Origin of the sequence: Streptomyces sp. NPDC047886, from assembly GCF_043204435.1 — a bacterium.
Taxonomy (GTDB): domain Bacteria; phylum Actinomycetota; class Actinomycetes; order Streptomycetales; family Streptomycetaceae; genus Streptomyces.
The window spans coordinates 31,960-55,337 of sequence record NZ_JBIDCF010000003.1; the positions used below are offsets into that span (position 1 = coordinate 31,960).

The 23,378-nt window shown below is 71.7% G+C and carries 18 protein-coding genes; 8 read left to right on the forward strand and 10 right to left on the reverse strand.

What is annotated here, in order from left to right; translation table 11 throughout:
- The first annotated feature begins 62 nt into the window (after positions 1–62).
- Entirely contained in the window at positions 63–2,528 is a 2,466-nt protein-coding gene (locus ACGF5U_RS11725; RefSeq protein WP_392709849.1) for a DEAD/DEAH box helicase, read from the forward strand.
- Positions 2,529–3,006: 478 nt separating this feature from the next.
- Here ACGF5U_RS11725 and ACGF5U_RS11730 read toward each other — a convergent pair whose 3' ends face one another.
- From ACGF5U_RS11730 to ssd, 7 genes are all read right to left on the reverse strand, one after another.
- Entirely contained in the window at positions 3,007–3,372 is a 366-nt protein-coding gene (locus ACGF5U_RS11730; protein ID WP_392709850.1) for an Rv3654c family TadE-like protein, read from the reverse strand.
- Positions 3,369–3,773: a TadE family type IV pilus minor pilin gene (locus tag ACGF5U_RS11735; RefSeq protein WP_392709852.1), complete on the reverse strand. Its 405-nt coding sequence runs from the start codon at positions 3,771–3,773 to the stop codon at positions 3,369–3,371. Before ACGF5U_RS11735 ends, ACGF5U_RS11730 begins: the two co-directional genes overlap by 4 nt.
- 97 nt (positions 3,774–3,870) lie before the next feature.
- Positions 3,871–4,026: a DUF4244 domain-containing protein gene (locus tag ACGF5U_RS11740; protein WP_392710616.1), complete on the reverse strand. Its 156-nt coding sequence runs from the start codon at positions 4,024–4,026 to the stop codon at positions 3,871–3,873.
- A gap of 125 nt (positions 4,027–4,151) precedes the next feature.
- A complete protein-coding gene (locus tag ACGF5U_RS11745) occupies positions 4,152–4,901 on the reverse strand; it encodes a type II secretion system F family protein (RefSeq protein WP_392710618.1) in 750 nt (249 codons plus the stop codon).
- Positions 4,902–5,017: 116 nt separating this feature from the next.
- Positions 5,018–5,881, reverse strand: a complete 864-nt coding sequence (locus ACGF5U_RS11750) for a type II secretion system F family protein (RefSeq protein WP_392709854.1) — start codon at positions 5,879–5,881, stop codon at positions 5,018–5,020.
- Positions 5,875–7,026, reverse strand: a complete 1,152-nt coding sequence (locus tag ACGF5U_RS11755; protein ID WP_392709855.1) for a TadA family conjugal transfer-associated ATPase — start codon at positions 7,024–7,026, stop codon at positions 5,875–5,877. The genes ACGF5U_RS11750 and ACGF5U_RS11755 overlap by 7 nt, the downstream gene beginning before the upstream one ends.
- On the reverse strand, positions 7,023–8,126 hold the full coding sequence (ssd, locus tag ACGF5U_RS11760) for a septum site-determining protein Ssd (protein ID WP_392709857.1): 1,104 nt from the start codon (positions 8,124–8,126) through the stop codon (positions 7,023–7,025). The genes ACGF5U_RS11755 and ssd overlap by 4 nt, the downstream gene beginning before the upstream one ends.
- 478 nt (positions 8,127–8,604) lie before the next feature.
- On the opposite strand from ssd, the gene ACGF5U_RS11765 reads away from it, so the two are divergent.
- The gene (locus ACGF5U_RS11765) at positions 8,605–9,468 is read left to right on the forward strand and encodes an HAD family hydrolase (protein WP_392709859.1); all 864 of its coding nucleotides are present in this window, start codon (positions 8,605–8,607) and stop codon (positions 9,466–9,468) included.
- A 305-nt stretch (positions 9,469–9,773) separates the two neighbouring features.
- Here ACGF5U_RS11765 and ACGF5U_RS11770 read toward each other — a convergent pair whose 3' ends face one another.
- Positions 9,774–10,628, reverse strand: coding sequence for an oxidoreductase (locus ACGF5U_RS11770; protein WP_392709860.1), 855 nt, complete (start codon positions 10,626–10,628; stop codon positions 9,774–9,776).
- 102 nt (positions 10,629–10,730) lie between these two features.
- Between ACGF5U_RS11770 and ACGF5U_RS11775 the strand changes: the two genes are divergently transcribed.
- Positions 10,731–11,711: an ATP-binding protein gene (locus ACGF5U_RS11775; protein WP_392709862.1), complete on the forward strand. Its 981-nt coding sequence runs from the start codon at positions 10,731–10,733 to the stop codon at positions 11,709–11,711.
- 109 nt (positions 11,712–11,820) lie between these two features.
- Here the strand turns inward: ACGF5U_RS11775 and ACGF5U_RS11780 are convergent, their stop codons facing one another.
- Positions 11,821–13,110 carry a hypothetical protein gene (locus ACGF5U_RS11780; RefSeq protein WP_392709864.1) on the reverse strand — a complete coding sequence of 430 codons (1,290 nt, stop codon included), beginning with the start codon at positions 13,108–13,110 and terminating at the stop codon, positions 11,821–11,823.
- 307 nt (positions 13,111–13,417) lie between these two features.
- Here ACGF5U_RS11780 and ACGF5U_RS11785 point away from each other — a divergent pair, with 307 nt between their 5' ends.
- The 5 genes from ACGF5U_RS11785 to ACGF5U_RS11805 all read left to right on the forward strand — a co-directional run bounded on the left by ACGF5U_RS11785 (position 13,418) and on the right by ACGF5U_RS11805 (position 21,727).
- A complete protein-coding gene (locus tag ACGF5U_RS11785; RefSeq protein WP_392709865.1) occupies positions 13,418–15,808 on the forward strand; it encodes a bifunctional SulP family inorganic anion transporter/carbonic anhydrase in 2,391 nt (796 codons plus the stop codon).
- 607 nt (positions 15,809–16,415) lie between these two features.
- Positions 16,416–18,380, forward strand: a complete 1,965-nt coding sequence (gene acs / locus ACGF5U_RS11790; RefSeq protein WP_392709867.1) for an acetate--CoA ligase — start codon at positions 16,416–16,418, stop codon at positions 18,378–18,380.
- Between the two features lie 480 nt (positions 18,381–18,860).
- Positions 18,861–20,258 carry a Na+/H+ antiporter NhaA gene (nhaA, locus tag ACGF5U_RS11795; protein ID WP_392709869.1) on the forward strand — a complete coding sequence of 466 codons (1,398 nt, stop codon included), beginning with the start codon at positions 18,861–18,863 and terminating at the stop codon, positions 20,256–20,258.
- Between the two features lie 39 nt (positions 20,259–20,297).
- Entirely contained in the window at positions 20,298–20,801 is a 504-nt protein-coding gene (locus ACGF5U_RS11800; protein WP_392709871.1) for a phage holin family protein, read from the forward strand.
- Positions 20,798–21,727 carry an alpha/beta fold hydrolase gene (locus ACGF5U_RS11805; RefSeq protein ID WP_392709873.1) on the forward strand — a complete coding sequence of 310 codons (930 nt, stop codon included), beginning with the start codon at positions 20,798–20,800 and terminating at the stop codon, positions 21,725–21,727. Before ACGF5U_RS11800 ends, ACGF5U_RS11805 begins: the two co-directional genes overlap by 4 nt.
- Positions 21,728–22,174: 447 nt before the next feature.
- Here the strand turns inward: ACGF5U_RS11805 and ACGF5U_RS11810 are convergent, their stop codons facing one another.
- A complete protein-coding gene (locus ACGF5U_RS11810) occupies positions 22,175–23,377 on the reverse strand; it encodes a MarP family serine protease (RefSeq protein ID WP_392709875.1) in 1,203 nt (400 codons plus the stop codon).
- Position 23,378: the final 1 nt, after the last annotated feature.

The window sequence follows — 23,378 nt, forward strand, 5'->3', positions numbered from 1 at the left end:
CTATCGAGCGGTCGCCCCCTCGGGTCTCCCCGGCGGAGCCAGGGGACGGATCGCCAGCCGCGATGGCATTCAATCACTTACCAGCAGCCATGCACGACGCCTTGGGAGCATTGTCCGTCAAGCCAGTGACACACTCGGTGCCGATGGCCAGGAATCACCGCCCCAGCAGACCTCCCGAGAGCAGGGAAACCCGCCCCTCCCCCGGTGCGGTCCTCGACCGGCTCGCCTCGGGAGCGAGCCGGTCCGCGCGCATCACTCATACGGAGCACCTGCCCCCAAGAGAGGGTCGGCATGCCGTCTGGCCCGATCGCATCCGCCCAGAAGTGATCAATGCCATTCAGGGGGCCGGGATCCGCCATCCGTGGGCCCACCAGGCGGCGGCCGCCGAGCACGCGCTGGACGGCGAGTCCGTCGTCATCGCCACCGGCACCGCGTCCGGCAAGTCGCTCGCCTACCTCGCGCCCGTACTCACCACCCTGCTCGACGGCGCCGAGGCGGCCAACGGGCGGGGCACCACCGCCCTGTACCTCGCCCCGACCAAGGCGCTCGCCGCCGACCAGCGGCGCGCCGTGAAGTCGCTGGCGGCGCCGCTCGGCAACCGGATCAGGCCCGCCGTCTACGACGGCGACACGCCCGTCGAGGAACGCGAGTGGGTCCGCCAGTACGCCAACTACGTCCTGACCAACCCGGACATGCTCCACCGGGGCATACTCCCGGGCCACGCCCGCTGGTCCTCCTTCCTGCGCGCCCTGCGCTACGTCGTCATCGACGAGTGCCACACCTACCGGGGCGTCTTCGGCTCGCACGTGGCACAGGTACTGCGCCGTCTGCGCCGGCTCTGCGCCCGCTACGGCTCCGATCCCGTCTTCCTCCTGGCCTCGGCCACCGCCGCCGAGCCTGCGGCCGCCGCCGAGCGTCTGACCGGCCTGCCCGTCCACGAGGTCGCCGACGACGCCTCCCCCCGAGGCGAACTGGTCTTCGCCCTGTGGGAACCGCCCCTCACCGACCTCCACGGCGAGCAGGGCGCCCCCGTCCGCCGGACGGCCACCGCCGAGACCGCCGACCTGCTGACCGACCTGACCGTCCAGGGCGTGCGCTCGGTCGCCTTCATCCGCTCCCGGCGGGGCGCCGAGCTCATCTCCGTGATCGCCCAGGAACGCCTCGCCGAAGTGGACCGCTCCCTCGCCCGGCGTGTCGCCGCCTACCGGGGCGGCTACCTGCCCGAGGAACGCCGGGCCCTGGAGCAGGCCCTCCACTCGGGTGAACTGCTCGGCCTCGCCGCGACGACCGCCCTGGAACTCGGCATCGACGTCTCCGGCCTCGACGCCGTCGTCATCGCCGGCTACCCGGGCACCCGCGCCTCCCTGTGGCAGCAGGCGGGCCGCGCCGGACGTGCGGGCCAGGGCGCCCTCGCCATCCTCGTCGCCCGGGACGACCCGCTGGACACCTACCTGGTCCACCACCCCGAGGCCCTGTTCCGCCGGCCCGTCGAATCGACCGTCCTGGATCCCGACAACCCGTACGTCCTCGCCCCCCATCTGTGCGCCGCCGCGGCCGAACTTCCGCTCACCGAGAACGATCCGGCCCTGTTCGGTCCGGCCGCCGCCGGACTGCTGCCCCAGCTGGAGTCGGCTGGCCTGCTGCGCCGCCGCGCCTCCGGCTGGTACTGGACCCGCCGGGAACGCGCCGCCGACCTCGCCGACATCCGGGGCGCGGGCGGAAGCCCCGTCCAGATCGTGGAGGCCGGTACGGGCCGACTGCTCGGCACGGTCGACGACTCCGCCGCCCACACCGCCGTCCACGACGGCGCCGTCCACCTCCACCAGGGGCGCACCTATCTGGTACGGCACCTCGATCTGAAGGACTCGGTCGCCCTTGTCGAGGAGGCGAACCCTCCGTACTCGACCACCGCCCGCGACACCACCTCCATCTCCGTCCTGGAGACCGACACCGAGATCCCCTGGGGCGACGCCCGCCTCTGCTACGGGTCGGTCGAGGTCACCAACCAGGTCGTCTCCTTCCTGCGCCGCCGTCTGATCACCGGTGAGGTGCTCGGCGAGACCAAGCTGGACCTGCCGCCGCGCACCCTGCGCACCCGGGCCGTGTGGTGGACGGTCACAGATGACCAGCTCGACGCCGCCCGGGTGAACCCGGAGCAGCTGGGCGGCGCACTGCACGCCGCCGAGCACGCGTCCATCGGTCTGCTGCCGCTCTTCGCCACCTGCGACCGCTGGGACATCGGCGGAGTCTCCGTCCCGCTCCATCCCGACACACTGCTGCCGACGGTGTTCGTGTACGACGGCCATCCGGGCGGTGCCGGCTTCGCCGAACGCGCCTTCCACACGGCTCGCGCCTGGCTCACCGCGACCCGCGAGGCGATCGCCTCCTGCGAGTGCGAGGCGGGCTGCCCGTCCTGCATCCAGTCGCCCAAGTGCGGCAACGGCAACGATCCGCTGCACAAGCGCGGCGCCGTCCGGCTCCTCACGGAACTCCTGCGCGGGGCGCCACAGACGCCGGAGACGCCGTAGTCGCCGTGGTGGCGTGGGGGCCGTATTGGCGTGGTGGCGTGGGGGCCGGGAGCCGGCTGAGCTGGGCCGGGCGGGGCCGGGCCGGAGACGAGCATCGGGGGCCGGGAGCCTGGGCCCGGGGCTTGGAGGTCCTGGGACGTGGACCTCGTCCTGGGACGTGGACCTGGGCCTGGGACGTGGACCTGGGCCCGGGTCGGGGTCCGGGTCTGGCATCCGGTGTCAGGTGGCGGTCTCCGGTCGTGTCCGGCCTAGCGCGCGGTGGCCTGGCCGGAAAGGGCGGTCGGGAGGGGCAGTCTCCCGATGGACCATCCGGGAAGGCGGGACGGGCGGTCCCCGGATGGACCGTCCGGGAAGGACCGTCCGGGAAGGACCGTCCGGGAAGGACCGTCCGGTTGGGGCGGGCTCGGGAGGGCCGTCCCGGAAGATCGAGCCCGGTGGGACCAGATGGGCGGGCTCCCGAGAAGGGCGAGCCGGCGGACTATGGCGGCGGGACGGGCGGGCTTGGCACGGCTGCCGCGGGTGGGCCCGCCCGGGATCTGGCTTCAGGGGCGTACGGGCCGAGGCGTGCCCGTGTGGTGACGTCCGCGATCTCGCCGCGTACCGCACATCGCACCAGCTCCACGTCCTGGGCACTCGCCACCCGGGCCGCCGCCTGGCAGGCACGGGTGGTGCCCCACAGCGCACGGTCCGCCGCCGCGAGCGCGGCGAGGTCGGCGGCCCCGCCCGCGCGGTGCTTGGCGGCGACCGCCTGGCCCAGCGCGAGCACCAGGGCGAACACCGCGCACATCGCGGTCGCCGCCACCGCCGCCCATACGGTCGCGGCGCCCCGGTCACCTCCTCTCACGGCACACCACCGCCCGGGGAGCGCCCGCCCTGGATGGCGTTATCGCGCGGGGTGACACCCGGCATGGCATGGTCCGGCATGGCATGGCCCGGCGTGGATTCGCCCAGCGTGTCCTCTGCCAGGGCGGCCGCCTCCGCGTGCAGCGTCAGTGCCAGCGGGCCCGGCCCGGGTGCCGGCGCGTCGACCCGTACGCGCCACAGGTCACCTTCCCGCTCCACCGCCACCGTGGCTCCGTGCGGGGCGGCCGACCGGGCGGCGGCGGCCGCGACCGCCGGGGGATCCGATCGCGCGGCCGCCCTCGCCCCCGCCCGGGCCGCGTCCACGCACTGGATGTGCGCGGCCGCCGCGCTCAGGGCCCACAGCAGGGCGGCCGTGAACAGCACCAGCGCGGGCAGTGTCACCGCCGCCTCCGCCGTGATCGACCCCCGATCCCCGCTGACACTTGCCGCGCGGCCCGCCCTGGCAGGACAGGCCGTTTCCGGCACTGTCGTCTCGGCGTCAGAACTGCGCATCGAGCGCCCTGCCGATCACCGACTCCAGCCCCGCCGACACCACATCGCTCGTGACGATCTTGTATAGGACCGCCGCGAAAGCACACGCGGCGATCGTTCCCATCGCGTACTCGGCCGTGTTCATCCCCGCGTCCCGGCGCATCCGCGCCAGCGCCCGCGACCGGCCCCAGCGGGCCGCGATCCACGTCCCCACAGCAACCAACCCCCTCATGGCGGACGGCTCGTGCCGTACCGCTCGTTCACATGTGATTCCGTTTCCGGTTCTGTTCACAGCAGTTCGCTCGCCAGGCCCATGACGACCGGGGCCACGCCAACCGCAAGGAAGGCGGGCAGGAAGCACAGCCCCACAGGAGCCGTGATCAACACCTGCGCCCGCTGGGCCCGAGCCGCCGACTCGCGGGCGCGTTCCGCGCGCAGCGCGGCGGCCACCCGGGAGACGGGCCCGGCCGCCGGAGCCCCCGATGCCGCCGCCCGCTCCAGGCACCTGGCCAGCTCCCGGGCTCCCGGTATGGCGCCGAGCCTGCCCCACGCCTCGGCGGGGTCACCGCCCAGCCCCAGCTCGGCCGCCGCTCGGCTCAGCCGCTCGCCGACGGGGCCGCCCAGCGAAGCGCCGACCGCTTCCGCCGCCTCGCGGGGACCCGCACCGGCCGACAGACACGCCGCCAGAAGGTCTGCCGCCAGCGCCAGTTGCCGCGCCACCGCCCCGTCCTCGGCCACGGGACGCGGCCGCAGCCGCCACCTCCGCACCCCGTACGCGGCAACCGCCCCGACCACGCAACCGGCCACCCCGCCGACGAGCATCCAGCCGATGACCGCGGCGGCCAGCGGCATCGCCCACCGCCCGGCCGCCGCCCCGCTCACCGGCCACCAGGCCAAGCGGGGAACCCGCCGCCGGCCACGGCCACGCTCCCGGCCCTGCCCCTGGCCCGTGGCGCGGTCCCGGCCCCGGTCATGGCCCCCGGCCAGCAGCGCATCGAGCCGCCCCCGTACCCGGCGCCGTCGTCGCCACGCCGCCATCTCCCAGCCCAGCCACAGGGCACCCGCCGCAGCGACGGCCACGGCCGCGCTCCCGTGCGTGTACCGCGTGTACTGCGTGTACTGCGTGTACTGCGTGTACTGCGTGTATTCAGCGATCATGTTTCCTCCCCCGCCCGGACGATCCGCCCGGCCCACCACAGGCCGGCCGCCTCCAGCGCGCAGCCCACGGCCAGGCATCCGATCCCGGCCGGGGTGTGCAGCAGGACCCGCAGTGGATCGGCGCCCAGGGCCCCTCCCATGGCGAGACCCGCGAGGGGCAGCAGTGCCAGGAGAACGACCGTCGCCCACGCACCCGAGAGCTGTGCCCGCAGCCGTTCCCGCTGGTCGCGCCGCTCGCGCAGCGCCGCCTCCAGTCGGTCGAGGCCGGCCGCCAGTCCGGCGCCGCCGTCGACGGCCACCTGCCAGCAGGCAGCCAGCCCCGCCAGCCCGTCCGCACCGTCCGCGAACGCCGCCTTCCGCAGGGCGCCCGGTACGTCGTCCCCGAACCTCGCGGCGGCCAGCACCTCGGCTTCCTCCTCGCCGAGCGCCCCGGTGGACCGTGCGGCGAAGTGCAGCGCCTGCGCGGGCTGCCATCCGGCACGCAGTTCGCCCGAGACCGCTCCGCACAGCCCGATCACCGCCTCCGTCCGCCGGTCCCGCTCCTGGCGCCCCGCTCGGGCACGCAGCCACCGCCTGGCCAACGGAACCGCGGCAGCACCGGCGATCAGGGGCAGTGGGGACTGTCCGAACACCGCCAGAACGGCCGCCGGCGGCAGGCAGAGCCACTCGCGCCGCTCAAGCGCCAGGAGCTTCCACCGGCGCCACCACTCGTCCCTCCATCGGGACGCCGATGTCTCCTCAGGCCCGGCCCCGGCGAAAAGGAGCCGCGCGCGACGGGGCACCGGCTCCCCGACCGCCAGCAGCCAGGCGGCCACGCCCGCGCACACGGCCGCCGCGTACGCAGGCTGTACCGTCACCACCGCGCACCCCCGATGAGCATGCGCAGCCGGTCCCAGCCCCGTCCGTACAGGAACCCGTCGGCGCCCCACCGCAGCGCCGGCACGGTGACCACGAGACCGGCCCGGTCGCGGTCCAGCACATGCACCTCGGCGATCCGCCGCATGCCGTCCCGGTCCCGTACGAGGTGCAGTACCGTCGACAGGCCGGCCGCCAGCTGGCTGTGCAGTGCCGCCCGGTCCAGTCCGGCGGCCGTGCCGAGCGCCTCCAGCCGGGCCGGAACGTCGGATGCGGTGTTGGCGTGCACGGTGCCGCACCCTCCTTCGTGACCGGTGTTGAGGGCGGCCAGCAGGTCTGTGACCTCCGCCCCGCGCACCTCGCCGACGACCAGCCGGTCCGGCCGCATGCGCAGGGCCTGCCGCACGAGGTCCCGCAGGGTGACCCGGCCGGCGCCCTCCTGGTTCGCGGGCCGGGCCTCCAGTCGCACCACATGCGGGTGGTCCGGCCGGAGTTCCGCCGAATCCTCGGCCAGCACGATCCGCTCCGTCCCGCCCACCAGCCCCAGGAGCGTCGACAGGAGGGTCGTCTTGCCCGTTCCGGTCCCGCCGCTGACCAGGTACGAGACCCGGGCGTCCACCAGAGCGCGCAGCAGCCGGTCGCCGCCCGGTGGCACCGTCCCCGCCGCGACGAGCTCCCCCAGGGAGAACGCCCGCGGCCGCACCACGCGCAGCGACAGACAGGTCGAGCCGACCGCCACCGGTGGCAGGACGGCATGCATACGCGTCCCGTCGGGCAGCCGGGCGTCGACCCACGGCCGGGCATCGTCGAGGCGTCGTCCGGCGACAGACGCGAGCCGCTGGGCCAGCCGCCGTACGGCCGCCGCGTCCGGGAACGACACGTCCGACCGCTCGAGCCCGGCGCCCCGGTCCACCCAGACCCGGTCCGGCGCCGACACCAGTACGTCCGTCACGGCGGGATCGGCGAGCAGCGGCTCCAGCGGCCCGGTGCCGACCAGTTCGCAGCGCAACGCCTCCGCGGCGCCGAGCACCTGGGCGTCGCCCAGCAGTCGCCCCTGTGCCCGGAGCGCCGCCGCGACTCCGGCTGGAGTCGGGTCGGTGCCGCTCTCGGCGAGCCGCTGCCGTACGGCCTCCAGCAGCCCGGCCGTCATGAGACACCCTCCCCGGCGAACGCGCGCTCCCAGAAGGCCGTACAGAACCGCCCGAGCGGCCCGGCCGTGCTGTCACCCGGTGGCACGCCGGCATCGACTGCGGCCGGCAGACCGGGTTCGACGGGCAGTTCACCGGCGAGGGGGAGGCCCAGGACATCGGCGATCCACTGTTCGTCCACGCCGGAGGTGTACGGCCCGCGTGCCACGACCCGCAGATCCCGCAGGACCATGCCCGCCAGCGACGCCACGCGTTTCGCACCCGCGACGGCCCTCAGCTCGCCGGGCACGACCAGCAGACCGAGGTCCAGCTGGGCCAGGGCTTCGGCGGTGGCGCCGTCGATCCGGCGGGGCAGGTCCACGACGACGACCCCGCCGCGCCTGCGGGCAGCCGCGAGGACCGACCGCATCGCCTCGGGAGGGATGACGACGGCGTCACCCCGGTCCCAGCTGAGGACGCGCAGACCGCACAGCGAGGGCAGCGACTCCTCCAGCGCCGCACCGGCGACACGTCCCTCGGAAGCGGCGAAATCCGGCCATCGGAGCCCCTCCGCCTGTTCTCCGCCGAGCAGCACGTCGAGGCCGCCACCGAGGGGGTCCCCGTCCACGAGCATCGTCCGCCGTCCGCAGCGAGCCGCGGTCACGGCGAGGGCGCAGGCCAGGGTCGACGCACCGGACCCGCCGCGTCCGCCGATCACTCCGACGGTCAGCGCCTGGCGCCCCACGCCCTCGGCCACGTCGGCGATACGGTCCACGAGCCAGCGCTCCGCGTCCGGCAGCCGCAGCACGCAGTCGGCGCCGATCTCCACGGCGCGCCGCCATACGCCGGGATCGTCCTGGTCACGGCCGACGAGCAGGACTCCGCGTCTGCGTGCGGCGCCCCTGCATCGGGCGGCCGCGTCGTCGCCGACCAGGACCAGCGGTGCGGCCTCCCAGTTCGCCCCGCGCTCCGGCACGGAGTGGTGGACCTGTGGGTGCGCGCCCGCCGCCGCGCACAGTCTCAGCAGGTCGTCGAGGAGTTCTTCGTCCTCGGTCACGATCAGCGGCCCGGCCCGCCGCGCCTCGGCGGCCGGCGCCCGGTCGGATGTGATGGATCCAGCCACGATCTGCGCCCCCTTCACTCATCTGTCTTCTCGTCAGAGATCTGCGTTTCCTCCGGTCCGCGGACTTCGCGGCGGGAATCACAGTGGGGGCGTTCCGGAAATAAAGTGGATCTTGCTCAAAAACTGTGGACAACTCAGCGGTTGTGAATATCCCGGTAGCTCATACCGGTGACTTCCGGAGAGCAGCCCTAGCGCTACGCACAGTGACGAGTCATGGTGGTCGAAGGGCACAGCCGACGCGACGACCGGGAGGAAGAGATGATCGGCGTCCTGCGTGATCGCCACACGGAAATACGTCCGGACATGCGACGACCCCCGCCGGGGGGGAGAGCGGGGGTCGTCTATCCGGCCGACTCGGGGGGGGGAGGAGCCGGGCCGGGTTAGCACGGTCGCGAACGATCCGTGACTTCCATGGTGTACCCGAGAGCCTTCTCAGGCAAACCCACACGCCCCAGCGTACGCCGAATGGAGTGCACCTATGCTCGGGCTCGTGGAAAACCACTCCTTGCCCCGCACAGCGGCCTTCTTCGACCTGGACAAGACGGTCATTGCGAAGTCGTCGACACTGACCTTCAGCAAGTCCTTCTACCAAGGCGGACTGATCAACCGCCGAGCTGTACTACGCACCGCCTACATCCAGTTCGTCTTCCTCGCGGGCGGCGCCGATCACGAGCAGATGGAGCGCATGCGCGAGTACCTCTCCGCGCTGTGCAAGGGATGGAACGTCCAGCAGGTCAGGGAGCTGGTCGCCGAGACCCTCCATGACCTGATCGATCCCATCATCTACGACGAGGCGGCGTCGCTCATCGAGGAGCACCACGCCGCCGGCCGGGACGTGGTGATCGTCTCCACGTCCGGCGCCGAGGTGGTGGAGCCCATCGGGGAACTGCTGGGCGCCGACCGGGTCGTGGCGACGCGGATGGTGGTCGGCGACGACGGGTGCTTCACCGGCGAGGTCGAGTACTACGCCTACGGCCCGACCAAGGCGGACGCGATCCGCGAGCTGGCCGAGTCCGAGGGGTACGACCTGGCGCGCTGCTACGCCTACAGCGACTCGGCCACCGACCTCCCCATGCTGGAGGCCGTCGGACATCCTTACGCGGTCAATCCGGACCGGGCGCTGCGGCGCGAGGCGGTCGCCCGCGATTGGCCGGTTCTCGTCTTCGACCGGCCGGTCCGGCTCAAGCAGCGGATCCCCACGTTCAAGATGCCTCCGCGTCCGGCGCTCATGGCAGCGGCCGCGGTGGGCGCGGCCGCCGCCACCGCCGGGCTCGTCTGGTACGCAAGCAGACGCCGTCAGGCTGCGGCTCGCGCGATGCCCACACCCTTTGTCCGCGTGTGAACACGACAGTAAAAAGTGGAACCAGGACTTTCACATACCGGCTGACGGTAGTACAAAGGACTTAACGGCCCGCGAGACCAAGGACATCCGAGAGGATCACCTGTTGAGCAAGAAGGCCCCACGGACCGAACAGCACGAAAGCTGAGCACCCACGCGACGTCGACCCGTCGATTACGGGCCAGCCGCACCAGGCGTCGGGCAAAGTCCCCGCCTGATGGGCACATATCGAGGACGCATGGTAACTCGGCGGACGTGCCAGCGGCGGTACCGATTCTCGGTACCGCCGCACCCTGTACCGAGCCCGTTCAGGCCGCGCCGCGCTGCAGCGCCTCGCACACCGCCGTCGACTCGCGCACACCCAGCTCCACGGCCCGGCCGCAGTGCGCGATCCACCGCGCGACCCCTTCGGGGGTACCGGAGAGATAACCCTCGAACGCCGCGACATACGCCTCGCGCCCCAGCTCCGCGTGTCCGACCTCGGCCGGGCAGATTCCCTTGGGGTCGAGCCCGCTCCCGACCAGGACGATGCGCTCGGCCGCCCGCGCCACGAGTCCGCTGTACGTCGTGAAGGGCCGCAGCGCGAGCAGCTCGCCGTGCACCACGGCAGCTGTCACCAGGGCCGGTGCCGAGCCACCCGCGATGATCACGTCCGACAGCCCGTCCAGCCGGCCCGCGACCTCGGCGGCATCCGGCAGCGGCGCGTCGATCAGCGGCTCACGCACCGCCTCACCGTTCCGCCGCGGCCTGCCCACCGCGTCACCGGCACCATCGGCGACCCCGGCGGCGTCGGCACCACCCACACCACCCGCCGCGACCAGGTGCAGCCGGGCGAGCACCCGCAGCGGCGACTGCCGCCAGATGGAGAGGAGTTGACCCGCCTCGGCACTCAGGCGCAGGGCGGCGCCGACCGTGCGCGCCTCCTCGTCGGCGCCGAAGTCGGTACGCCTGCGCACCTCCTCCAGCGCCCAGTCCGCCCCGGACAGCGCCGCAGAACCGCGGGCGCCGCGCAGCGCGGCCTCCGACGACACCTCGTTGCTGCGCCGCCTCATCACCCGGTGTCCGTAGACACGGTCGACGGCCTTGCGTACGGAGTCCACGGCTTCGGGTACACCGGGCAGCGCCGCGAGGGCGGCCAGCGGGTCAGCGGCATTCGTACTCATAAGTAAGGAGGCTACGCGTCCCACCCTTTCGACCCCCGCCCGAGTGGTGTTCCTCATACGGCTCGCGGACCCGCCGCGATCGAACCACTACCCTAGGTGAACATGAAGATCGCTTTCGTAGGGAAGGGCGGCAGCGGCAAAACGACGCTGTCCTCGCTCTTCATCCGCCATCTCGCCAGCCATGGGGCGCCCGTCGTCGCGGTGGACGCCGACATCAACCAGCACCTCGGGGTCGCACTCGGCCTGGAGGAGAACGAAGCCGCCGCACTGCCCGCGATGGGCGCCCATCTGCCGCTGATCAAGGACTATCTACGCGGCGGCAATCCACGGATCGCCTCGGCCGAGACGATGATCAAGACGACCCCGCCCGGTGAGGGTTCCCGGCTGCTGCGGGTCCGTGAGGACAACCCGATCTACGAGGCGTGCGCCCGGCCGGTTCGGCTGGACGACGGCGAGGTGCGGCTCATGGCCACCGGGCCGTTCACCGAGGCGGACCTCGGGGTCGCCTGCTACCACTCCAAGGTGGGCGCGGTCGAGCTCTGCCTCAACCACCTGGTGGACGGCCCGGACGAGTACGTCGTGGTGGACATGACGGCCGGCTCCGACTCCTTCGCGTCCGGCATGTTCACGCGTTTCGACATGACGTTCCTGGTAGCGGAGCCGACCAGGAAGGGCGTGTCCGTGTACCGCCAGTACAAGGAGTACGCACGGGACTTCGGCGTCGCCCTGAGGGTGGTCGGGAACAAGGTCCAGGGCGCGGACGACGTGGACTTCCTACGGGACCAGGTGGGCGACGACCTGCTCGTGACCTTCGGGCATTCGGACTGGGTACGCGCCATGGAGAAGGGCCGCCCCGCGCCGTTCGAACTGCTGGAGGCGGAGAACCGCTCGGCTTTGCACTCCCTGCGGGCGACGGCGGACGCCTCGTACCGGAACCGGGACTGGGAGCGCTACACCCGCCAGATGGTCCACTTCCACTTGAAGAACGCGCGGAGCTGGGGCAATGAGAAGACGGGTGCCGACCTGGCCGCGCAGGTCGACCCCGCCTTCGTCCTCGGTGAAGCGCTCCCCCAGCTGTCCTGAGGCCCGACGCCGGGGACCGGCCGTCGCCGGTTCCGTTCGCCACCGGGGCCCGGCACCGCCGGGTCCCGGCACCGCCGGGTCCCGGCAAGGACCGCCCAGGTCAGTACAACTAGGACGTACTGCGTGACGGGGCCGAGCCGGGTGAGGCGGACCGGGGGGCGGCGGAGCCGGAGGCGGCGACCGCCGGACGGGGGGCGAGGAACGACGCCCAGCCCTCGGCCGGCGCCTGCCCCACCTTCAGTGTCCGCAGTTTCGCGAGCACGTCCGGGTCCTGAGCGTCCAGCCAGTCGGCGAGCTGGCGGAACGACACACAGCGCACCTCCGCCTGCACGCAGACGTGCGCGATCGTCTCCTCGATCGCCCGCATATACGTGCCGCCGTTCCACGACTCGAAGTGGTTGCCGATGATCAGAGGGGCCCGGTTGCCCTGGTACGAGCGGGTGAACGCCTGGATCAGGCCGTCGCGCATCTGATCGCCCCAGTACTTGTGGCGCGCGGGGTCGCCCTTGACCGTCCCCGACTGGTTGACCATGAAGTTGTAGTCCATCGAGAGCGTCTCGATCGTGCGGCCCGGGACGGGGACGAGCTGCATCGACAGGTCCCACAGCCCCTCGTCCTTGTCCGGCCACACCTGGTTGTTGACCCCGCTCGTGTCGTACCGCCAGCCCAGCTCGCTCGCGGCGCGCATGAAGTTCTCGCGGCCCTCCAGGCACGGGGTGCGGGCACCGATGAGCTCCTTGTCATAGTCGAACGGCAACGGCTTCTCGGCGGTAAGGCCCGCGTTGGTGCGCCAGTTCTTGACGAAGGACTTGGCCTGCGCGATCTCACTCTTCCAGTCCTCCACGGACCAGGTGCCGACGCCGCCGGCGGCGCCGCAGAAGTGGCCGTTGAAGTGGGTGCCGACCTCGTTGCCCTCCAGCCAGGCACCGCGCAGTTCGCGGACGGTTGCGCGAATGCCCTCGGTGTCGTTGAAGCCGATGTCGGACCGGCCCGGGGCGTGTCCTGGCGGGTTGTAGAGGGTTGCCTTGTCCTCCGGCAGCAGATAGACGCCGCTGAGGAAGTAGGTCATCGTCGCGCCGTACTTCTTGCCCACTGTGCGGAAGTGCGAGAACAGCTTCTGGCTGTCCTCGCCGGCCCCGTCCCAGGAGAAGACGACGAACTGGGGCGGTTTCTGACCGGGCTTCAGCCTCTCGGGCTTGCGGAGTCCGGGCTGGGCCCCGGTGAAGGACGTCGATCCGTCGCCGATCAGCCGGACCGCGCTCTTCGGCGCGGCTGCTCCCTTCTTGGGGCCCGGCGCCCCCTGGGGGGCCGACTCGTCCGTGCCGGCACAGCCCGCCAGCCCGGCGGTCAGCGCCACCGCGACGGCGCCGACAGTGATCCTCTTCGTGGCGGCCATCATCCGCCCACCCTTCTGTGCTTCCCGGGGTCGATTGCGAGCGCCGCCAACGTCGCACCGGGACCGGAGGGGAAAAGGTATGACAAGCCGTACTAGACACACTTATCACCACCACGAGTGAATCATTGCCCTATTTGCCCCGAAAATAATGCCGGACTCTTTACTCTGCATTACGATCCATTTACTGAGAGTTGGGAATCCCGCCCGCTGCACGCCGTGCCCCACGGCCGCGCCCCACGTTCGTCTCGCACGCTTCTGTTCGTCTCGCACGTATCCGCGACCGCGCCGCCCCGGAGGAGAAGACGGGACCATGACCGCCCTTGTACCCCCGCGCACCAGCAACTCCGGCCCCTCGGCCGACCCCGGCGCCCGCACCACCGGCGCCTCCCGCCTGTCCCGTACGTCATGGGCGGCCCGAAGGTCCCGCTTCAGCCGACCGCACAGCCCGCCAGGCGGTCGCCGCTTCCCGATCGCGGGCGCGGACCTGTCCGCGTCCATCGCCGTGTTCCTCATCGCCCTGCCGCTATCCCTCGGCATCGCTCTCGCCACCGGGGCGCCGCTCCAGGCCGGACTGGTGGCCGCCGCCGTCGGCGGCATCGTCGCCGGCCGATTCGGCGGTGCGCCGCTCCAGGTGAGCGGACCCGCAGCCGGACTGACCGTGGTCACCGCTGAGTTGATCCAGCGGTACGGATGGCGCACCACCTGCGCCATCACCGTTCTCGCCGGACTCGCCCAACTAGGGCTCTCCACCCTGCGGGTGGCGCGCTCGGCACTCGCCGTGTCCCCGGCGATCGTGCACGGCATGATCGCGGGCATCGGTGTCACGATCGCGCTCGCCCAGCTCCATATCGTTCTCGGCGGCACACCGCAGAGCAACGTCGTGGCCAACGCCCTCGGGCTGCCGGGGCAGCTCGCCGACCCGCATACGGCCGCGCTGTCGGTGAGCGTCCTCACCGTGGTCGTGCTGCTGGTGTGGCCACGGCTTCCGGGACGCGGGGGCCGGATCGTCCGCAAGGTGCCCGCCGCGCTGGTGTCGGTCGCCGCGGCGACCGTCCTCGCGTGGGCGGCCGGAATGCACGTGCCCCGCGTCGACCTGCCCTCCTGGAGCAGCCATGCGCTGCCGGGGATCCCGGAGGGACCCGTTCTCGGCATCGCCGCCGGGGTGCTCACCGTCACGCTGGTCACCAGCGTCCAGTCACTGCTGTCGGCCGTCGCCGTCGACAAGCTGGTCGCAGCCCGCAAGGACACGGGCAGCCAGGTCCCGCGCTCCCGGCTGGACCGCGAACTGGCAGGTCAGGGCGCCGCGAACGCCGTGTCCGGGGCCCTGGGCGGACTGCCGGTCGCCGGAGTCGCGGTGCGCAGTGTGGCCAATGTGTCGGCGGGCGCGGTGAGCCGCAACTCCACGATGCTGCACGGCGTCTGGGTGCTGCTGGCGGCCTTTCTCCTCGTCCCCCTGCTCGATCTGATCCCGCTGCCGGCACTCGCCGCGCTGGTGATGGTGGTCGGCGTACAGATGGTCAGCATCACCCATATCCGCAGCGTCACCCGGCATCGCGAGGTGCTCGTGTACGCGGCGACCCTCGGCGGTGTCGTCCTCATCGGCGTCCTCCAGGGCGTGGCCCTGGGCATCGTGGTGGCCACGGGCGTCGCGATGCACCGGCTGTCGAGGACCCGGATCACCAGGGAGGAGCGGGATGGCGCCGAACACATCAGGGTGCGGGGCCAGTTGACGTTCCTCGCTGTGCCACGGCTCAGCCGGGTGCTGCACCAGGTTCCGCAGGGAGCCCATGTGGTGGTGGAGCTGGACGGTTCCTTCATGGATCACGCCGCCTACGAGACCCTGCAGGACTGGCAGGGGTCCCATACGACCAGGGGCGGCCGGGTCGAGCTGACCGGCCGGTCCGGTGGGAGGATCGCCGAGCCCGCGTCCGGTTCGCACGCCTGCTGCCGGACCTGGACCCCGTGGCGCAACCACCAGTGCGGCGAGCACACGACCGAACCGCCGCGCACGAAGGCGAACCGGCTCGCCAGCGGGCTCAGCTCGTTCCAGCGGCACACGGCCCCCCTCGTACGCGAGGAGCTGGCACGCCTGGCCCGCGAAGGGCAGCGGCCTTCGCAACTGTTCCTGACCTGCGCTGACTCCCGGCTGGTCACCAGCATGATCACGGCAAGCGGACCGGGTGATCTGTTCACCGTGCGCAACGTGGGCAACCTCGTACCCCTGCCCGGCGACGAGGGCGGGGACGACTCGGTGGCGGCCGCGATCGAGTACGCGGTGGAGGTGCTGCGGGTGCAGTCCATCACCGTGTGCGGCCACTCGGGGTGCGGGGCCATGCAGGCCCTGCTGAGCGGCGCCCCTGACGAGGGGGCACCGCAGACCCCGCTGCGACGCTGGTTGCGGCACGGGCAGCCGAGTCTGGAGCGGATGCGCAGCAAGCGCCGCACCTGGGCCAGGATCGCGGGACGGCTCCCCGCCGACGCGGTGGAGCAGCTCTGCCTGACCAATGTGGTGCAGCAGCTGGAGCATCTGAAGGCCCACGAGTCGGTGGCCCGGCGCCTGGCGGACGGCACGCTGGAGCTCCACGGGATGTACTTCCACGTCGGTGAGGCACAGGCGTATCTGCTGACCCATACGGATGAGGTGGACGACGTCTTCCGGCGCGTGGCGCCGGCCGTACGCCGGGAAGAGGCTCACGCCTGACGCTGCGGGCAGCGGCGACCGCCCGTGCCGGATCGGGCCTGCCGACGAACCATGCCGGAGCGAGCCGGCCGAAGCGGGCAGCTCCGGGCAGCCCAGGTCCAGGCCCAAGCCCAAGCCCAAGCCCAAGCCCAAGCCGAGCCGTAACGGAACCGACCCGGCCCGAGTGAAGCCGGACGGCTCGACCCCAGGCGGGCGGACCCCGGACCGGCCGGACGGCTCGACCCCAGGCGGGCGGACCCAGCCGAGCCAAGCGGAGTCCAGCCGGGCGGAGCCCAGCCCGGCCACGGCTCGACTCCAGCCGTCCGGATTCCAGCCGGGCCGGGCGGCGCGGAACCGCCCGGCTCCGAACCGGTCTCCGGCATGGTGAACCATGCGCGTCCGGCGGCCGTGGAGGTGGTTGGGCCCCTCCTTCCCACCGCCCGGGGAGGAGGGGCCCACTCCACCGCACCGATCTTCGGTCATCAGCCCACCCCCACCTCCACCATGTCCACCGCCCACCAGCCGCCAACAGGTCTAAACCAATGCGTGGGAAACCCTTGTCACCCGGGCATCCGGCTGATGAGCTATGGGCTGGGACACACCGGACGCCCTGAGAATGGGAGATGTCGTGAGTAACGAGAGCCTGGCCAACCTCCTCAAGGAGGAGCGGCGCTTCGCACCGCCCGCCGAGCTGGCGGCGAACGCCAATGTGACGGCGGCCGCGTACGAGCAGGCCGAGGCGGACAGGCTCGGTTTCTGGGCCGAGCAGGCACGCCGGCTCAGCTGGGCCACCGAGCCGACCGAGACCCTGGACTGGTCGAACCCGCCGTTCGCGAAATGGTTCGCCGACGGCACGCTCAACGTGGCGTACAACTGCGTGGACCGGCATGTCGAGGCCGGTCACGGCGACCGGGTCGCCATCCACTTCGAGGGGGAGCCTGGCGACAGCCGCGCCCTCACGTACGCGGAGCTGAAGGACGAGGTGTCCAAGGCGGCCAACGCCCTGACCGAGCTGGGCGTCCGCAAGGGCGACCGGGTCGCCGTCTACATGCCGATGATCCCCGAGGCCGCCGTCGCGATGCTGGCCTGCGCCCGCATCGGCGCCGCTCACTCGGTGGTCTTCGGCGGGTTCTCGGCTGACGCCGTGGCCTCCCGCATCCAGGACGCCGACGCGAAACTGGTGATCACGGCGGACGGCGGCTACCGGCGCGGCAAGCCGTCCGCGCTGAAGCCCGCCATCGACGAGGCGCTCACCAAGTGCCCGCAGGTCGAGCATGTCCTCGTGGTGCGCCGTACCGGGCAGGAGACCGCGTTCACCGAGGGCCGGGACGTGTGGTGGCACGACGCCGTCGCCCGCCAGTCCACCGAGCACACACCGGAGGCGTTCGAGGCCGAGCACCCGCTCTTCATCCTCTACACCTCCGGCACGACCGGAAAGCCGAAGGGCATCCTGCACACCTCCGGCGGCTACCTCACCCAGGCGGCGTACACGCACCACGCGGTCTTCGACCTCAAGCCGGAGACCGACGTCTACTGGTGCACCGCCGACGTCGGCTGGGTCACCGGCCACTCGTACATCGTGTACGGGCCGCTGGCGAACGGCGCGACGCAGGTCATGTACGAGGGCACGCCGGACACGCCCCACCAGGGCCGTTTCTGGGAGATCGTGCAGAAGTACGGCGTCACGATCCTCTACACGGCGCCGACCGCCATCCGTACGTTCATGAAGTGGGGCGACGACATCCCCGCCAAGTTCGATCTGTCCAGCCTGCGCGTCCTGGGATCGGTCGGTGAGCCGATCAACCCGGAGGCGTGGATCTGGTACCGGGAGCACATCGGCGCCGGCCGGACGCCGATCGTGGACACCTGGTGGCAGACCGAGACCGGGGCGATGATGATCTCGCCGCTGCCGGGCGTCACCGAGACGAAGCCGGGCTCGGCCCAGCGCCCGCTGCCGGGTATCTCGGCCACCGTGGTGGACGACGAGGCCGCCGAGGTACCCAACGGCGGAGGCGGCTACCTCGTCCTCACCGAGCCGTGGCCGTCGATGCTGCGCACCATCTGGGGCGACGACCAGCGGTTCATCGACACCTACTGGTCCCGCTTCGAAGGCCGCTACTTCGCGGGTGACGGCGCCAAGAAGGACGACGACGGTGACATCTGGCTGCTCGGCCGGGTGGACGACGTGATGCTGGTGTCCGGCCACAACATCTCGACCACCGAGGTGGAGTCGGCGCTGGTCTCGCACCCCAAGGTCGCCGAGGCGGCGGTGGTCGGCGCGGCCGACGAGACCACCGGTCAGGCCATCGTGGCGTTCGTGATCCTGCGCGGTACGGCGGCGGCCGAGGCCGAGAACGACGGCCTGGTCACCGATCTGCGCAACCACGTGGGCGCCACACTCGGCCCGATCGCCAAGCCGAAGCGGATCCTGCCGGTGGCCGAGCTGCCCAAGACCCGCTCCGGGAAGATCATGCGCCGCCTGCTGCGCGATGTCGCGGAGAACCGCCAGCTGGGCGATGTCACGACGCTGACCGACTCGTCCGTGATGGACCTGATCCAGTCCAAGCTGCCGAGCGCCTCCAGCGAGGACTGATCGGACCGCCACTGACCGGACGGCGGCCTCGGCGGGCACCGGAGCCGCCTCGACGGACACCAGGCGACCTCGGCGGACACCGCCTCGACCGACCAGGGCCGCCTCGACGGACAACGGAGGGCGGCTCGACGGACACCGGAGCGGCCTCGGCGGACCTGTTCCCTCAGGCCCGCCGAGGCCGGCCCAGGCCATTTCTGACAGCTTCGGACCTGTCCTGACACTTCCGGACCGAACGCTCCAGCGAGGCCCCCGGCGACGACGCGCCGGGGGCCTTCTTTATGCATAAGGTGAAGTTTGCCGGATATGCCCTTGCGCCCTCCGGGTAGGGTATGGATCGCATCAACAAAGCGACAATAAATCTGAGGGGCGCCGGGAAGTCTGGTCGGCACGTGCTTCGGCATGTCCGCGTGTCCACACATCCAGTGTCGATATGCAGGTATGTCAACATGTCCGCCGACACCGACCGGAGGTCCTCTCACCGTGGCCGCGCCCAACCCGACCGACCGCAAGTTCCTCGGCCGTCTCTCTCTTCCCGAGCGCACCTTCGTCGCTGAGGCGCTGCGCGCCGAAACCGTCGGCGGCGTCCTCCTGCTCATCGCCGCCATCGCCGCACTGGTCTGGGCGAACACCCCGCTCGCCGGCAGCTACGAGACGGTGCGGGAGTTCCACATAGGCTTCGAGTCGATCGGGCTCGATCTGTCGATACAGCACTGGGCGGCCGACGGACTGCTCGCGATCTTCTTCTTCGTCGCCGGTATCGAGCTCAAGCGTGAACTGGTGGCCGGCGAGCTGCGCGACCCCAAGGCCGCCGCGCTCCCCGTGGTCGCGGCCCTGTGCGGCATGATCGCCCCCGCGCTCGTCTACGTCGTGGTGAACGGCTTCGGCGGCGGTTCCCTGGCCGGCTGGGCCGTGCCGACGGCCACCGACATCGCCTTCGCCCTCGCCGTGCTCGCCGTCATCGGCACCTCGCTGCCGTCGGCGCTGCGGGCGTTCCTGCTGACCCTCGCCGTCGTGGACGACCTCTTCGCGATCCTGATCATCGCGGTGTTCTTCACCAACGACCTGAACTTCGCGGCGCTCGGCGGTGCGGTCGCCGGCCTCGTCGTCTTCTGGCTGCTGCTCCACAAGGGCGTGCGCGGCTGGTACGTGTACGTTCCGCTGGCCCTGGTCATCTGGGGCCTGATGTACAACAGCGGCGTCCACGCCACCATCGCGGGCGTCGCCATGGGCCTGATGCTGCGCTGCACCCGCCGCGACGGGGAGAAGCTGTCCCCCGGCGAGCACATCGAGCACCAGGTACGCCCGCTGTCGGCCGGGTTCGCCGTACCGATGTTCGCGCTGTTCTCGGCGGGTGTCTCGGTCTCCGGCAACGCCCTGGCCGACGTCTTCACCAAGCCGGAGACGCTGGGCGTCGTACTCGGCCTGGTCGTCGGCAAGGCCTTCGGCATCTTCGGCGGCACCTGGCTGACAGCCCGGTTCACCCGGGCGCAGCTCAACGAGGACCTCGCCTGGGCGGACCTGTTCGCGGTGGCCACGCTCGCCGGTATCGGCTTCACCGTCTCGCTGCTCATCGGCGAGCTGGCGTTCGACGGCGACAGCGCGCTGACCGACGAGGTCAAGGCGGCGGTCCTGATCGGCTCGCTCATCGCCGCCCTGCTCGCCACGGTCCTGCTGAAGATGCGCGTACGCAAGTACCGGGCGCTCGTCGAGGTCGAGGAGCGCGACGAGGACTTCAGCGGCATACCGGACGTGTACGAGGTCGACGACCCGGAGCACCACCGCAGGATGGCGGAGATCTACGAGAAGAAGGCCGCAGAGCACCGGCGGCAGGCCGAAGACGCGGGGGCACCGCGCGGGGACGGCGACCGTCCGGCATGATCTGAGGTCGGACCCCAGAAGAGAAGAGGGAGCCAGACCATGAGCGACCCGGCCGGCCACGCCAGGAGCAACGGACACGCACCCGAGGGCAGCCTCGGCCAGCTCGTCGCCTCGGCGACCGCCGAGATGTCCGCGCTGGTGCACGACGAGATCGCACTGGCCAAGGCGCAGCTGCGCCAGGACGTCAAGCGCGGCGCCATCAGCGGCGGCGCGTTCACCGCCGCCATCGCGGTACTGATCTTCTCCCTGCCGATGCTCAGCTTCGCCCTCGCGTACGGCATCCACGCCTGGAGCGACTGGCACCTCTCGGTCTGCTTCCTGCTGTCCTTCGCCGCGAACATCGTCGTCGCCGGTCTGCTGGGGCTGATCGGCGCCGTCTTCGCCAAGAAGGCCAAGAAGGGGAAGGGCCCGCAGAAGACGGCGGCCTCGGTCAAGGAGACGGCCGCCGTGCTCCAGAAGGCCAAGCCGCACCCGCGTGACACGGCCCTGCCGGCCGCACCGGTAAGGGAGAAGGCCACGGCTGTGGCACGCTCGTCCGCATGACGGTCCCTGAGAACACCCCTGGCAGTCCCGTACGGATCGACGGTCCCTGGACACACAGGGACGTCGCCGCCAATGGGGCGCGCTTCCACATCGCCGAGATGGGTGACGGCCCGCTGGTGATGCTGCTGCACGGCTTCCCCCAGTTCTGGTGGACGTGGCGGCACCAGCTGCCCGCGCTCGCCGAGGCGGGGTACCGGGCGGTGGCGATGGACCTGCGGGGCGTGGGCGGCAGCGACCGTACGCCCCGGGGCTACGACCCGGCCAACCTCGCGCTCGACATCACCGGCGTCGTACGGTCCCTCGGCGAACCGGACGCGGCGCTCGTCGGGCACGACCTCGGCGGCTATCTGGCCTGGACGGCGGCGGTGATGCGGCCCAAGCTGGTGCGGCGGCTGGCCGTCGCGTCGATGCCGCATCCCCGCCGCTGGCGGTCGGCGATGCTCTCCGACTTCGCGCAGACCCGCGCCGGCTCGTACGTATGGGGCTTCCAGCGTCCGTGGCTGCCGGAGCGCCGGCTCGTCGCGGACGACGCGGCACTGGTCGGCCGGCTGATCCGGGACTGGTCGGGGCCGAAGGAGCCGGACGACGAGGCGATCGAGGTCTACCGGCGCGCGATGACCGTTCCGTCGACGGCGCACTGCTCGATCGAGCCGTACCGGTGGATGGTGCGGTCCATGGCCCGCCCCGACGGTATCCAGTTCAACCGGCGGATGAAGCGCCCCGTGCGGGTGCCGACGCTGCACCTGCACGGCTCCCAGGACCCGGCGATGCGCACACGCAGCGCGGCGGGGTCGGGCGAGTACGTGGAAGCACCGTACCGCTGGCGGCTGTTCGACGGTCTCGGCCACTTCCCGCACGAGGAGGACCCGTTGGCGTTCTCCACGGAGCTCATCAACTGGCTCAAGGACCCCGAACCGGACCGCTGACGGGACCCTGCTCCCCGCTGCCCGGGGCCCTGGCCCCCTCCGCCCGGGGCCCTGGCCTCCGCCGCCCGGCTCTGTCGTCGAATGCCACGGGAACCCGGCGGAACGGTTGTCCTACGAACAGCCAAATGCCTGGCGCATAGGCCAATTGGCCGTCCCTCAGGCGGTTACCGACCTTGGGCCCCGGGCACAGGTCGGGGTATGGGCTGGACGCACGACTACGCTGACGCAGCACGCAACCGCCGCTCGGCCTCCGCGCCGACTCCCGAGAGGAGCGGCCCGCCGAACCAGGAGCACGAGTTGCGCCTCGGTATTCCCCGTATTCTCCGGCGCCGCGCCCGCTGGGTGTCGGCGCGGCTGCGCCATCCCCGCGGCTGAGCCTTCCGGCGGCCGGGGCCGGCGCGCCGGGCCGCGAGCGCTCCCCCGGTCGAAGGGGGAGCGCCCGCGCGGTCAGAGCGCGCAGCCCTGGCTGTCCACCTGCTGGTTGGCGGCCGCACCCCGCTCGATGTCCTCGCGGATCTCGTCGGCCGTCAGCGCGTAGCCGGTGTTCGCGTCGTCCAGGGACCTCGCGAAGATGACTCCGTACACCTTGCCGTCGGTGGTCAGGAGCGGTCCTCCGGAGTTGCCCTGACGGACCGTCGCGTAGAGCGAGTACACATCGCGTCGCACCTCGCCCCGGTGGTAGATGTCCGGGCCGTTGGCGTTGATGCGGCCTCGGACGCGCGCGGAGCGGACGTCGTACGCGCCGTTCTCCGGGAAGCCCGCGACGATCGCGCTGTCCCCGCTGCGCGCGTCCGTGTCGGTGAACTGGAGCGGACGCGCCTTCAGATCGGGTACGTCCAGTACGGCGATGTCGCGCTGCCAGTCGTAGAGCACGACCTTCGCGTCGTACAGCCTGCCCTGCCCGCCGATCTGGACGGTGGGCTCGTCCACACCGCCGACGACATGGGCGTTCGTCATCACCCGGCGGTCGGCGAAGACGAAGCCGGTGCCTTCGAGGACCTTGCCGCAGCTCGGCGCCGTGCCGACCACCTTGACGATGGACTGCTGGGCGCGGGCGGCGACGGGGCTGTCGGCGAGCGCCGGGTCGGGGGCGCGGACCTCGGTGATGGGCTCGTTGGCGAACGGGCTGAAGACCTGCGGGAAGCCGTTCTGTGCCAGTGCCGACTGGAAGTCGGTGAACCAGGTGGACGCCTGCGACGGCATCACCTGTGAGACGCCGAGGAGCACCTTGGAGTTACGGACCTCCTTGCCGATGGTCGGCAGGGAGGTTCCGGCGAGGGCCGAGCCGATCAGCCAGGCGACGAGCAGCATGGCCACCACGTTCACCAGGGCGCCGCCCGTGGCGTCCAGGACGCGGGCCGGCGACCAGGTGATGTGGCGGCGCAGCTTGTTGCCCAGGTGCGTGGTGAATGTCTGTCCCACCGAAGCGAAGATCAGCACGATGGCGATGGCGACGATCGCGACCGTCGTCGAGACGTTCTTGTCGTCACCGCCGAGCTGACGCCAGACGAACGGGAGCACGTAGACGGCGACGATGCCGCCGCCGAGGAAGCCGATCACCGACAGGATGCCCACGACGAAGCCCTGGCGGTACCCCACGATCGCGAACCACACGGCGGCGAGCAGCAGCAGAATGTCCAGCACGTTCACC

Coding starts and splice junctions, on each gene's coding strand:
- ACGF5U_RS11725 (WP_392709849.1), top strand. CDS start 63: ATGGCATTCAATCACTTACCAGCAGCCATGCACGACGCCTTGGGAGCA.
- ACGF5U_RS11740 (WP_392710616.1), bottom strand. CDS start 4,026: ATGCGCCGGGACGCGGGGATGAACACGGCCGAGTACGCGATGGGAACG.
- ACGF5U_RS11745 (WP_392710618.1), bottom strand. CDS start 4,901: ATGGCGGCGTGGCGACGACGGCGCCGGGTACGGGGGCGGCTCGATGCG.
- ACGF5U_RS11755 (WP_392709855.1), bottom strand. CDS start 7,026: ATGACGGCCGGGCTGCTGGAGGCCGTACGGCAGCGGCTCGCCGAGAGC.
- ACGF5U_RS11765 (WP_392709859.1), top strand. CDS start 8,605: ATGCTCGGGCTCGTGGAAAACCACTCCTTGCCCCGCACAGCGGCCTTC.
- ACGF5U_RS11770 (WP_392709860.1), bottom strand. CDS start 10,628: ATGAGTACGAATGCCGCTGACCCGCTGGCCGCCCTCGCGGCGCTGCCC.
- ACGF5U_RS11775 (WP_392709862.1), top strand. CDS start 10,731: ATGAAGATCGCTTTCGTAGGGAAGGGCGGCAGCGGCAAAACGACGCTG.
- ACGF5U_RS11780 (WP_392709864.1), bottom strand. CDS start 13,110: ATGATGGCCGCCACGAAGAGGATCACTGTCGGCGCCGTCGCGGTGGCG.
- ACGF5U_RS11785 (WP_392709865.1), top strand. CDS start 13,418: ATGACCGCCCTTGTACCCCCGCGCACCAGCAACTCCGGCCCCTCGGCC.
- ACGF5U_RS11800 (WP_392709871.1), top strand. CDS start 20,298: ATGAGCGACCCGGCCGGCCACGCCAGGAGCAACGGACACGCACCCGAG.
- ACGF5U_RS11805 (WP_392709873.1), top strand. CDS start 20,798: ATGACGGTCCCTGAGAACACCCCTGGCAGTCCCGTACGGATCGACGGT.